Raw genomic sequence first — 12,212 nt, forward strand, 5'->3', positions numbered from 1 at the left:
TTTTTTAACGGATTGGAGCGAATTTATAAATCGTTTGAACGGCTTCATCCCAAGAAGAAACACGAATGATGTTCTCTGGAAGTGCTTTTCGATTGTAAGGAGCATCGAACAAAATAACTGGAATTGACGTATCTTCCGCAATTTGTAACGCATTCTCTAATCGATCCTCCATGAATAAATCGAGTGATAGATCACGTACAACTTGAACCTTGTCATGCGACCCGGTCATGATGAGCGAGTCGAGTGGTAATTCATGGCGCGCAATCCATTCTTCCGTAACCGGTCGAACGATTTCTGAGCGTGCCGTTACGTAGTGCAAATCAAAATGTTGACGTAATTCCCATAAATGTTTTTGGACAAATGCCTGAGGCGTAGATTCTCGATAAATACCGAGCTCATGACCAGACTTGACCATGAATTCCCAAAACTCGATTTGTCCCATATCCGTATACGTATGCAATTCATATTCGGATGCCATTTCGAAGTCAATCGAAGTTCCTAAATACTTGTTCATATAGTTAAAACATGAAGACGGGTGCGTAATCGTCCCATCGATATCGATGCCGATTTTCAATTGGATCACCTGCGTTCCTTAAATTTCTGTCATTAGTATAACATAGTCGAAAAACGGATATGAAAAGAACCCTCTTCAATTAAAAAGAGGGCTCTTCAACAATTAAACTTGGTTGGCTTTCGCCGCTTCTTTTTCAGCTTCTTTTTCAAGAACGATTGCATCGATTTCTTTTTTCAATTCTTCGACCATCGTCGCTTCAGGTACTTTACGGATAATTTCTCCGTGGCGGAACAGAAGCCCTTCGTTACGTGCTCCGGCAATTCCGATATCCGCTTCACGTGCTTCACCAGGACCGTTGACGGCACAGCCGAGTACAGCAACTTTGATGTTGACTTGAATCTTATCGATATAATCCTCGATTTCTGCCGCAATCGCCATCAAGTCGATTTCAATCCGACCGCATGTTGGGCAAGAAATCAATGTTGCTGCGTTTGCTGCGAGACCAAATGATTTCAAGACTTCTTTTGCGACTTTCACTTCTTCGACCGGATCAGCTGATAGTGAGACACGGACCGTGTTCCCGATACCGCGTGAAAGAATCGCACCAAGACCAGCAGCGGATTTTAATGAACCAGTACGTAAAGGACCTGACTCTGTAATACCGACATGAAGTGGGTAGTCAAATGATTCAGATGCTAACTGATAAGCTTCAAGCGCAAGCTGAACGTCAGATGCTTTAAGCGAAACAATGATGTCATGGAAGTCAAGGTCTTCAAGAATCTTAATGTGGTGTAAGGCACTTTCGACCATACCACGTGCTGTTGGGTATCCGTATTTCTCAAGAATGTGTTTCTCGAGTGAACCAGCGTTGACACCAATCCGGATTGGAATATTTTTAGCTTTTGCAGCTGTGACGACCGCTTCAACTTTTTCGCGACGACCGATGTTACCCGGGTTGATCCGGATTTTGTCGACGCCTGCTTCGATTGCCATGAGCGCAAGTTTATAGTTGAAATGAATGTCGACGACAAGCGGAATGTTGATTCGGCTTTTGATTTCAGCGAGCGCAAGTGCGTCACGTTCTTCTGGACAAGCAACGCGGACGATTTGGCATCCGGCTTCTTCAAGTCGTAAGATTTCAGCGACAGTCGCTTCGACGTCGTGTGTTTTTGTTGTTGTCATACTTTGAATGATGACTTCATTATTTCCACCAATGACAAGGTCCCCAACACGAACGGGACGAGTCTTAGAGCGATGGACCATTTTCGGCATATCGAAAATCTCCTTTTGTGGCATAGCGCCATATTGTGTAAGTTTACCTTCTCTATCATATCGAACTATTCCCTAAAAATCGAGAAACAAGAACGAAATTCGAACATTTACAATTCTTTAATAGAAATAAGCAACTGTCAATCCGCCGGTAGACGGAGCTGAGACGAAGAAGTAAGGCAGAATCACGACTTTGGACGAGTATTTTTTTTTCGCTTCCGCGCTGAGAAAACGGGCAGTAAAGAATAAATGAAGTGACCGACTAATAGGAGCGTCACCCCAAGTGCTGTGAATCCGAGCTGATAACAGAGGACACCGACTGGAAAGCTCCATAAGTTAGCAGCAACCGTATACGGAAAAACTTGCCGGTACGCCCATGGTCTTTTGAGTATCCAATCAATCAACCAACGATTCAAATACGACATCAATAGAAGAAACAGTAAAAGCGCGATGGCGACGAAAATGAAATGGAGCATAAACCAGACGATGAATGGAACCGTTTTGATGATAAATATACTATCGATGACTGTCGTCCAAAATGAAATCCACGCTAATCCACAAAAATAAAGGGAGACATCGGCAAGGCGAGTCTTTAAAAAAGATCGGTTTGGAACTAAGGTGGTTTGTAAATAATTAATAAATTGTCTTAAAAAAATCATGATAACACTCTTTTCTCTGTTTCATAACAGTGGTGTAGTGAGTTTAGGAACGCTTGTAATAAAGGGTTTTCTCTGTTTTGGTACAGGTTAATAAAACCTTAACATTCAAATGTTGATAAAACTATTTACAAGTTCAACGGACCTTTACATAATAGGAGAGGTTGAAACAATAAAATCTTAACAAAAAATCAATCCCACTTTTTTAGATATGAGGAGATGAAACGATGAATTATGATTTGCAGGAAATGATTTTCACTTTTATTGGTGGACTCGGTATTTTCCTATTCGGTATTAAGTATATGGGAGATGGGCTCCAAAAAACAGCAGGGGACCGACTTCGTTACATTTTAGACAAATACACATCGAACCCGTTACTCGGAATTCTTGCCGGTATTGTCGTCACGGTCTTGATTCAATCATCGTCAGGTACGACCGTTATCGTCGTTGGACTCGTCAGCGCGGGTCTGATGAATTTACGTCAAGCAATCGGTGTCGTCATGGGGGCGAATATCGGAACGACGATCACGGCCTTCATCATCGGCTTTAACGTCAAGGAAGCAGCCCTTCCTGCAATCGCGCTTGGTGCGTTTCTCATCTTCTTCTTCAATAAAGAACGGATTCAATACATCGGACAAATCTTCTTCGGTTTCGGTGCCTTGTTCTATGGTTTGACATTGATGGGTGACGGCATGAAACCACTTCAATCAAGTGAGTGGTTCCGTGAACTGACGATTTCGATGTCAGATAATCCGTTACTCGGTGTGTTCGTCGGGACGGTCTTTACGTTCCTTGTCCAGTCGTCCTCTGCGACGATTGGTATTTTGCAGGAGCTATACTCTGGTGGCATGATTGATATCAAAGCAGCCCTCCCGATTTTATTCGGGGATAATATCGGAACAACGATCACGGCAGTACTCGCAGCACTCGGTGCATCGATTGCCGCAAAACGGACAGCAGCAGCACACGTCATCTTCAATATCGTCGGTACGATTATTTTCTTAGTCGCCTTACCTTTGTTCTCGACGTTCATCGCTTGGATCACAGGTGTACTCAATCTTGAACCGAAAATGCAAATTGCCTTTGCACATGGTACGTTCAATGTCGTCAACACATTGATTCAATGTTGGTTCATCGCACAAATCGCATGGCTTGTTAAAAAGGTCGTTCCGGGAACAGACACGACAGTCGATTCAAAACCACGTCATTTGGATCAAAACATCTTGAATCAATCGTCTTCACTTGCGCTTAACCAAGCAAAAATGGAAGTCTTACGGATGGGTGAGTTCTCGAAAGAAGCACTCGGTAAAGCACATCGCTACACGCAATCCCATGATAAAAAAGATGTTTCTGACGCTGGTCAGATTGAATATGCAATCAACCATTTGAACACGGAAGTCACGAACTACCTTGTCAAAGTGGCGGCGAACGATCTTTCTGAACGTGAATCGAATGACCATTCGCTTTTAATGCATGCGGTCAATGACTTCGAACGGATTGGTGATCATGTCGAAAACGTAATCGAACTCGTTGACTTCCAAATCGTCAACCGGATTGAATTTACGCCAAAAGCGAAAAAAGAGTTGGATGAAATGTACGTTCTAACACAAAAAATCGTCGATACGGCAATCAAAGCAGTTGAACGTGATGATGTTTCGTTAGCACGCCAAGTCCTTGAATTAGAAGGGAAACTCGATTCACTCGAGCGTTCATTCCGTAAACACCACGTCTTACGCGTCAATGCCGGGGAGTGTACAGGTCAAGCGGGTATGATTTTTGTTGATCTGTTATCGAACCTCGAACGGATTGGCGATCACGCCGTCAATATTACAGATTTAGTACTCGAACAACGTTCGGGAACGGCTTGAATGAAATGAATATAAGCGGGAGGGACTTCTGTAAAGAAGTCTCTCTTTATTTTTGTGAAATAATTTATTGACATTTTAGATGCTTTCCATTAATCTAATTGTAGTTGTTTTAATTCATTATGGCGGTGTAGCTCAGCTGGCTAGAGCGTACGGTTCATACCCGTGAGGTCGTGGGTTCGACTCCCTCCGCCGCTACTATTTACTTAAGGACCCTTAGCTCAGCTGGTTAGAGCTGACGGCTCATAACCGTCCGGTCGCAGGTTCGAGTCCTGCAGGGTCCATTTAAGAAACGCACACTCCTGTTTAGGGGTGTGCGTTTATTTTTGTTCGCTTGGGGAATATTAAAGATATTGTAATAATATTCATACTATAGTAATTGAGGGAGAGCGAAGAGAGATGGAACGTAACCATACAATGATGCAGTTTTTCGAGTGGCATGTAGAAAATGATGGGAAGCATTGGCAACGTTTAAAAGAGAGAGCGCCGGAGCTTCGTGCTGCAGGCATCACATCTGTTTGGATTCCACCAGCTTCTAAGGGGCAATCAGATGAAGACACAGGGTATGGGATATACGATGTTTATGATTTAGGTGAGTTCGATCAAAAAGGAACGGTTCGGACGAAATACGGGACGAAAGACGAACTACTTGAAGCAATTCAAGTGGCACATGAAAATGATATCGCTGTTTATGCCGATGTCGTCATGAACCATAAGGCGGCAGCAGATGAACTGGAGACGATTAATGTCGTCGAAGTTAACCCAGAAGATCGGTCGAAAGAAATTTCAGAAGAATTCGAAATCGATGCATGGACAAAATTTACTTTCCCAGGACGTGACGGGAAGTATTCTGATTTTGTTTGGAATCATGAATTCTTTAACGGAACGGATTTTGATGCGCGAGAAGAAAGAACCGGCGTCTTCAAAATTTCCGGAAAAAATAAAGACTGGAACAACCAAGTCGATAGCGAATTCGGGAACTATGATTACTTGATGTTTGCGAACATCGATTACAATCATCCTGAAGTCCGCAAGGAAATGATCGACTGGGGGCACTGGTTCAAGGATACACTCGATTGCCAAGGATTCCGACTCGATGCAATCAAGCATATCAATTACGAATTCGTCAATGAATTCGCGAAATCAATGATGGGTGAAAATCCAGAAGATTTTTATATGGTCGGTGAATTTTGGAAATCTGACTTAGATGATTGTCGTCACTTCTTAGATAGCGTCGACTATACAATTGATTTATTCGATGTTCCGCTTCATTATAAGTTCCACGAAGCATCAGAACAGGGGAAAAAATTTGATTTGACGATGCTCTTCGCAGATACACTTGTTGAGTCGCATCCGACGAATGCTGTTACATTCGTTGACAACCATGATTCGCAACCAGGCGAATCGCTTGAGTCGTGGGTCGATGATTGGTTTAAACAACATGCTTACGCATCCGTTCTCCTTCGTAAAGACGGTTATCCGTGTGTCTTTTACGGCGATTATTACGGTGTACAAGGACCACATCCAGTCGAAGGTAAAAAAGAGATGATCGATGCATTGCTGTACGCCCGCTACCATAAAGCATACGGGAAACAAGAAGATTATCTCGATGATCCACACTGTGTCGGTTGGGTCCGTCACGGAGTCGAAGAGTTCCCGAACTCGGGTTGTGCCGTACTATTGTCAAATGCAGACATGTGTGAAAAACGGATGTTCGTCGGAGAAGATCGTGCTGGTGAAGAATGGTTCGATTACACAAATCACCAAGATGAGCCTGTCGTCATCGATGAAGAAGGATTTGGTGTTTTCCCTGTTCCGGGTGGTGGTGTCTCTGTATTCGCACCACGCGATGAACAATAAAATGTAAGGGTCATTACTTGCGTTATACCCGTCATTTTTGCTAGTCTTAAAAGGTATTGAAGTTCCGAAAATAGGATAAAGGGGGACATGAAAATGTCAAAATTTGAATTACCAGAACTCGGCTACGCTTATGATGCGCTTGAGCCACATATCGATGCTCGTACGATGGAGATTCACCACTCGAAACACCATAATGCTTACGTCACGAACGTCAACGCGGCGCTCGAAGGCTCGGAACACGAAGGGAAATCATTAGAAGAGTTGCTTCAAAACCTTGATGCGCTTCCTGCTGACATTCAAACAGCAGTTCGCAACAACGGTGGCGGTCATTGGAACCACTCATTCTTCTGGAAATTGCTTAAAAAGAACGACGGTGCTGCACCATCAGGCGAACTCGCTTCAGCAATCGATGAAGCATTCGGTTCATTCGATGCATTCAAAGATGCTTTCGCTAAAGCAGCTACAACACGCTTTGGATCTGGTTGGGCATGGCTCATCGTCGAAGGTGGCAAACTTGCTGTCGTTTCGACACCGAACCAAGATACACCAGTCATGGAAGGTAAAACGCCAATTCTCGGACTTGATGTTTGGGAGCATGCATATTACCTGAACTACCAAAACCGTCGTCCGGATTACATCAATGCATTCTTCAATGTCATTGATTGGGATCACGTTGCCAAGCTTTACGCTGACGCAAAATAATCGTTTTTAAATGCTAGAACCGTGTCCCCGGTAAGAGGGCACGGTTCTTTTTTTAATGCGGAAAATGATGGGATAGGTTGTTATGGATTGTTTCCTTCTATATAATGAACAAAGATGACTTTTTGAACGATAGGGGAGTACGCCATGGCGAAACGAATCACGGTAAGAGGAAGACGGCGTAACCACTTGCCGCTTCGATTAAATTTAATGTTCTTTGTTGTTTTTTTATTATTTGCGATTTTGATTTTCCGACTTGGTGTCGTCCAAATTGTCAATGGTGAAAAAATCTCACGAGAAGTTCAAAAAACAGAGATGATCGCTTCCAAGTATGAAGTACCACGCGGGAAAATTTATGACCGCGATGGACGATTGCTCGTCGATACGATTTCAAAATATTCAATTGTCTACCGACGCTCGCAAAATACAAAGGTCGATGAGCGGATTGAAACAGCTTCACGTCTCGCTGCCATCATCAATTTACCGAAAGATGATTGGAAGGTAACGGAACGTGACTTAAAAGATTACTGGATCGCGACCAATACAGAAGAGTCGAAACGTCGTTTTGATGCTGTCATGAAAGAAAAGTATCCGACATTGGAAGAACGAAAAAAGTTATCGATTGCTGAAGAGAATCAAGTCATGCTCGATACAATTACAGAGAAAGATATTGATTATGATGATAAAACAATGGAAATCGTCGCAATCAAACACAATATGGAAGTCGGGTATGCGCTTGATCCACAACTCGTCAAGCTTGGTGCGACGGCAAAAGAGATGGCGATCATTGACGAAAATCTCGAAGACCTAAAAGGTGTTTCTGTGGAACCGTTCTATGAACGATCTTATCCATATGAAGGAACGCTCCGGAACATTTTCGGAAAGTACTCGAAGATTCCTGCTGAGCAACAAGCGGAATACAAGGCAAAAGGGTACAGTTTAAACGATCGGGTCGGAACATCGTTTTTAGAACAACAATATGAAGATTTACTACGCGGTAAACCGGCATATGATGTGTATGAGACGTTTAACGGCGAACCAGTCGGTGAGCCGAACCGCGAAGAAGGAGAGTCTGGAAAAGACCTCGTTCTGACGGTTGACGCGGAATACAACAAACAGGTCGATCAAATCCTCCAACAAGCGATCAAGATGGGTCGCGGCATGGGAAGCGGCTATCTTAAAGAAGGTTATGCGGTCGTGATGAACCCGCAAACGGGTGAAGTTTTAGCGATGTCGGGACAAAAACTCGATACGGCGACGAATAAATTCAGTGACGTCGCAATCAATAATGTTCTGACCTCACTCCAAATCGGATCGACGATTAAAGGGGCGACGGTTGCAATGGGACTTGAAGAAGGCGTCATTCGTCAAAATGAAGTCATCAATGATGCGCCGATTACAATCGGTGGGACGAAGAAGGCTTCTTACGTCAACATGGGGCCGATTACGGATTTGACGGCGCTCGAACGCTCGTCAAACGTATATATGTTCAACATCGCAATGCGGATGGCAAATTATCCGAGTAATGGGATTGCAGGGGCGAGCGTCGATGCTGCTGCAGCCATCATGCAAAACTATTACAGCCAGTTCGGGCTCGGCGTGACGACTGGGATTGATTTACCGTACGAAGCGAAAGGTGTGCAAGGGACACCGGACCGCGTCACGCTCTTGATGGACCGTGTCATCGGGCAATATGACGCGTTCACTCCGTTACAAGTCGCGCAGTATATCTCAACACTCGCGAACGGCGGTTATCGTGTTCAACCACATTTTTTAAAAGAAGTGCTCGCATCGAATTCAATTGAAGAAGAAACAAAACAAGTCGAGTATAGCTTCGAAACAAATTACTTGAACCGAATCGAAGTCAGCCAAGACAACATTGATCACGTCCGTGAAGGATTACATCGAGTCGTCAAAGGAGAGCGCGGGACTTCTAAAGTAATTGCGCTGACAGGAATCGATGCGGCGGCTAAGACAGGTACGGCACAGGTAAGCGTATATGGTGAAGACGGGATTGCGTTACGTGACAGCAGTGGTCAGCCGGTTCGTTCATTAAACTCGAACCTTGTCGGTTGGGCGCCGTATGATAATCCAGAGATTGCTTGGGCCGTGTTCCTTCCATATATGGAGCAAGAAACGGTCAACTCGAAAATTGGGCATGATTTAGTGAAGGCGTACTTCAATGTAAAAGATATTCCGTGGCAGACTAAGCCAAATTAACTAGAAGAGCGAAGGTGAGGAAACTCATCTTCGTTTTTTTTATTTGGATTGACCTTTTTTTATAATGTATTTTGAATTGTAAACTGCAAAAAACAAGCCTTTACAATTCTTTTACGTTGGATTCATTTCGTTTTAATAGTTCATCCGTATTATAAGTCTTGTAAGGGAAACGGATAAAAAGTCGTATTGGTATAAGCGACATACTTCGAGGAGGAAATTTAATCATGTCTTGGATGAAAAAAACAGCACTTATCACAACAGTAGCTTCAATCGCAGTAGTCGGTGCAGCATGCGGAAATGACGAAGGCAGCTCTTCGAGTTCGTCGGATCTTTCAGGAAAGATTGCAATTGATGGATCGTCAACAGTTTTTCCAATCATGGAAGCAGTCGGAGAAGAATATTCGATTGAACAGCCAGATGTAAACGTAACGGTCGGTGTGTCTGGGACAGGTGGCGGATTTAAACGCTTCGTCGTCGGTGAAACAGATCTTTCGAACGCTTCACGTGAAATCAAAGAAGAAGAAGCAGCAGAAGCAGAAAAAAATGGAATTGAATATACACGAATGGCACTAGCGCTTGACGGATTAACAGTTGCAGTAAGTAAAGAAAACACATGGGTCAAGGAATTGACGATTGACCAGCTCAATAAAATGTGGCAGGATCCGAACGTCAAAACATGGAAAGATGTCGATTCATCTTACCCAGCAGAACCAATCAAATTCTTCAGCCCTGGTAAAGACTCAGGTACATTCGATTACTTCAATGAGGAAGTAATGGATGAAAAAGATATGCGTAAAGACGTCCAGCTTTCTGAAGATGATAACGTCCTCGTTAAAGGTGTCGAAGGAACAAAAGGCGCAATCGGCTACTTTGGTTATGCGTACTATGCTGAAAACAAAGATAAGTTAAAAGAAGTACCGTTATCGGCTGAAGGAAAAGATGCTGTTGATCCAACACCAGAAACAATCAACGATCTTTCATATCCGTTATCACGTGAAATCTACACGTATGTAAACAACAAATCACTCACTGATAAAAAACAAGTCGCTGACTTCGTGAAATTTACGAATGAAAATGCCGGTGATCTAGCGGAAGAAGTCGGTTACGTCAAAATGAAGCAAGAGCGTTATGACGAAAATGCAAAAGCAATCGAAGATGCAATGAAATAAACATCCGAATAGGAGGGTGACTTAAAAAGGGGGGAATCTCTCCCTTTTTAAGTCCCGTTCTTATGTAGGAATGATGAAGTAGGGAGCGAAGAAGGATGAATTCATCATCAAAAAACTCGGTTCGCGAGCTGATTCAACAGAACCGAAAACAAAAATTCAGTATGAAAAACATCATGGAACGAATTATGCCAATCATCTTATTTTTATGTGCGTTTGCTTCGGTCGTTACGACCATTGGCATCATTCTCACGTTAGTCATCGAAACGGAACATTTCTTTGAAGTCGTCTCAATCAAAGAATTTTTCGGTAGTACGAGCTGGTACCCGTTGAACTCGGTTCCAGAGTACGGAATCTGGCCGCTCGTCGTCGGAACACTTGAGATTACCGTGATTGCGATGCTAGTTGCCGTGCCGATCGGACTCACATCTGCTATTTATTTAAGTGAGTATGCGTCAGAGCGCGCACGTCGTGTGTTAAAACCAATTCTTGAAGTCTTAGCAGGTGTCCCGACAATCGTCTTCGGTTTCTTCGCGTTGACGTTCGTCACACCTCTACTCGTAAAGTTAATTCCCGGTCTTGCGATTTACAACGCACTCAGCCCAGGGATTGTCGTCGGAATCATGATCATCCCGATGATTGCCTCGATTTCTGAGGATGCGATGAGTTCTGTCCCGAAAAAAATCCGTGACGGTGCACTCGCACTTGGTTCGACACGCCTTGAAGTGGCTTTAAAAGTCGTAGTTCCGGCAGCACTTTCAGGTATCATCGCGTCGATCGTCCTAGGGATGTCTCGTGCGATTGGTGAAACAATGATTGTGACGATTGCCGGGGGATCAAATCCTACTGCAACCGTCAATCCGCTTGAACCTGTCCAAACGATGACAGCTTATATCGTTCAAGTCGCGCTTGGTGATGCGGGATATGGAACCGTTGAATATTATAGTATCTACGCTGTCGGTACGCTGTTGTTCGTCTTTACACTTGTGATGAACCTCCTCGCGAACTGGATTACGCGTCGTTTCAGAGAGGAGTATTAAGATGGCCTTACCAGAAAAACAACCTGTACAAAAAAAGTTCATTGATCCAGTTGCAGTAAAAAAATCAATCAGTCAGCGTCTTGTCGTCAACAATGTGACGAAAGTGATTTTCTTGATTGGTCTCCTATTTGGTCTCGTCGTTCTTGGTATTCTTCTTGTCGGCGTACTCCGTGATGGTGCTGCATGGTTATCGCTTGATTTCCTTCAGAATGGCCCATCACGACGTCCAGAACGCGCTGGAATCTATCCTGCACTGATGGGTACGATCTTCTTAATGCTTTTAATCGTTCCAATGATTTTCATCATGGGTGTCGGAGCTGCGATTTATTTAGAGGAATACGCGAAAAAAGGGCGGATGACATCGTTCATCGAAGTCAACATCTCGAACTTGGCAGGCGTACCTTCAATCGTTTTCGGTTTGCTCGGTTTAACATTCTTCGTCCGGAATATGGGCTTCGGTTCAACATTGATTGCTGGAGCGTTGACGCTCGCGTTAATGAGCTTACCGGTCGTCATCGTATCGTCGCAAGAGGCGATTCGTTCCGTGCCGCAAGCGATGCGTCATGCTTCACTGGCACTTGGTGCCTCGAAATGGCAGACGACGTTCAAAGTCGTTTTACCGGCGTCACTTCCAGGTGTCATTACGGGAATCATCTTAGCTGTCTCACGTGCGATTGGTGAAACAGCACCGCTTATCATGGTCGGAGCAGCCATCTTCATCGCCCGTGCACCAGAAGGGATCTTTTCAGAGTTTACGGCGTTGCCGATTCAAATTTATAACTGGACAAGCCGTCCGCAAGCTGATTTCCAAGGTCTTGCTGCAGCAGGAATCATTGTCTTGATGGTGATTTTATTGACAATGAACTCACTTGCAATCTGGATTCGAAATCGTTTTTCTAAACGTTATTAATCGTAGGAGTGTG

10 protein-coding genes and 2 tRNA genes are annotated in these 12,212 nt (G+C 43.9%); 9 read left to right on the forward strand and 3 right to left on the reverse strand.

Going from position 1 to position 12,212, the window contains the following annotated elements; all coding sequences use genetic code 11:
• Positions 1 to 4 precede the first annotated feature (4 nt).
• The 3 genes from KNP98_RS03960 to KNP98_RS03970 form a co-directional block, all read right to left on the reverse strand.
• On the reverse strand, positions 5 to 583 hold the full coding sequence (locus KNP98_RS03960) for a 5' nucleotidase, NT5C type (RefSeq protein ID WP_235195212.1): 579 nt from the start codon (positions 581 to 583) through the stop codon (positions 5 to 7).
• Positions 584 to 676: 93 nt separating this feature from the next.
• On the reverse strand, positions 677 to 1,786 hold the full coding sequence (gene ispG / locus KNP98_RS03965; protein WP_029332972.1) for a flavodoxin-dependent (E)-4-hydroxy-3-methylbut-2-enyl-diphosphate synthase: 1,110 nt from the start codon (positions 1,784 to 1,786) through the stop codon (positions 677 to 679).
• Between the two features lie 182 nt (positions 1,787 to 1,968).
• Positions 1,969 to 2,442, reverse strand: coding sequence for a hypothetical protein (locus tag KNP98_RS03970; protein WP_088836578.1), 474 nt, complete (start codon positions 2,440 to 2,442; stop codon positions 1,969 to 1,971).
• A gap of 224 nt (positions 2,443 to 2,666) precedes the next feature.
• On the opposite strand from KNP98_RS03970, the gene KNP98_RS03975 reads away from it, so the two are divergent.
• From KNP98_RS03975 to pstA, 9 genes are all read left to right on the forward strand, one after another.
• Positions 2,667 to 4,307: a Na/Pi cotransporter family protein gene (locus KNP98_RS03975; protein ID WP_088836579.1), complete on the forward strand. Its 1,641-nt coding sequence runs from the start codon at positions 2,667 to 2,669 to the stop codon at positions 4,305 to 4,307.
• A gap of 121 nt (positions 4,308 to 4,428) precedes the next feature.
• A tRNA-Met gene (locus KNP98_RS03980) sits at positions 4,429 to 4,502 on the forward strand.
• A gap of 12 nt (positions 4,503 to 4,514) precedes the next feature.
• Positions 4,515 to 4,588, forward strand: a tRNA-Ile gene (locus KNP98_RS03985).
• A 115-nt stretch (positions 4,589 to 4,703) separates the two neighbouring features.
• Positions 4,704 to 6,164 carry an alpha-amylase gene (locus KNP98_RS03990; protein WP_088836580.1) on the forward strand — a complete coding sequence of 487 codons (1,461 nt, stop codon included), beginning with the start codon at positions 4,704 to 4,706 and terminating at the stop codon, positions 6,162 to 6,164.
• 93 nt (positions 6,165 to 6,257) lie between these two features.
• Positions 6,258 to 6,866 carry a superoxide dismutase gene (locus KNP98_RS03995; protein WP_088836581.1) on the forward strand — a complete coding sequence of 203 codons (609 nt, stop codon included), beginning with the start codon at positions 6,258 to 6,260 and terminating at the stop codon, positions 6,864 to 6,866.
• A gap of 144 nt (positions 6,867 to 7,010) precedes the next feature.
• Positions 7,011 to 9,083 (forward strand): peptidoglycan D,D-transpeptidase FtsI family protein, encoded by a 2,073-nt coding sequence (locus KNP98_RS04000; protein ID WP_214765401.1) that lies wholly within the window; start codon positions 7,011 to 7,013, stop codon positions 9,081 to 9,083.
• A gap of 224 nt (positions 9,084 to 9,307) precedes the next feature.
• Positions 9,308 to 10,252, forward strand: coding sequence for a PstS family phosphate ABC transporter substrate-binding protein (locus KNP98_RS04005; protein WP_088836583.1), 945 nt, complete (start codon positions 9,308 to 9,310; stop codon positions 10,250 to 10,252).
• 95 nt (positions 10,253 to 10,347) lie between these two features.
• Positions 10,348 to 11,289 (forward strand): phosphate ABC transporter permease subunit PstC, encoded by a 942-nt coding sequence (gene pstC / locus KNP98_RS04010; RefSeq protein WP_088836584.1) that lies wholly within the window; start codon positions 10,348 to 10,350, stop codon positions 11,287 to 11,289.
• 1 nt (position 11,290) lies between these two features.
• Entirely contained in the window at positions 11,291 to 12,199 is a 909-nt protein-coding gene (gene pstA, locus KNP98_RS04015) for a phosphate ABC transporter permease PstA (RefSeq protein WP_088836585.1), read from the forward strand.
• The last annotated feature ends 13 nt before the right edge of the window (positions 12,200 to 12,212 follow it).

This window comes from Exiguobacterium sp. s127 (assembly GCF_018618695.1).
In the GTDB taxonomy this organism is placed as follows: Bacteria; Bacillota; Bacilli; order Exiguobacteriales; family Exiguobacteriaceae; genus Exiguobacterium_A; species Exiguobacterium_A oxidotolerans.

Excerpts from the sequence above, each read along its gene's own strand:
- ispG (WP_029332972.1), bottom strand. The coding sequence starts at position 1,786 with ATGCCGAAAATGGTCCATCGCTCTAAGACTCGTCCCGTTCGTGTTGGG.
- KNP98_RS03970 (WP_088836578.1), bottom strand. The coding sequence starts at position 2,442 with ATGATTTTTTTAAGACAATTTATTAATTATTTACAAACCACCTTAGTT.
- KNP98_RS03975 (WP_088836579.1), top strand. The coding sequence starts at position 2,667 with ATGAATTATGATTTGCAGGAAATGATTTTCACTTTTATTGGTGGACTC.
- KNP98_RS03990 (WP_088836580.1), top strand. The coding sequence starts at position 4,704 with ATGGAACGTAACCATACAATGATGCAGTTTTTCGAGTGGCATGTAGAA.
- KNP98_RS03995 (WP_088836581.1), top strand. The coding sequence starts at position 6,258 with ATGTCAAAATTTGAATTACCAGAACTCGGCTACGCTTATGATGCGCTT.
- KNP98_RS04000 (WP_214765401.1), top strand. The coding sequence starts at position 7,011 with ATGGCGAAACGAATCACGGTAAGAGGAAGACGGCGTAACCACTTGCCG.
- KNP98_RS04005 (WP_088836583.1), top strand. The coding sequence starts at position 9,308 with ATGTCTTGGATGAAAAAAACAGCACTTATCACAACAGTAGCTTCAATC.
- pstC (WP_088836584.1), top strand. The coding sequence starts at position 10,348 with ATGAATTCATCATCAAAAAACTCGGTTCGCGAGCTGATTCAACAGAAC.
- pstA (WP_088836585.1), top strand. The coding sequence starts at position 11,291 with ATGGCCTTACCAGAAAAACAACCTGTACAAAAAAAGTTCATTGATCCA.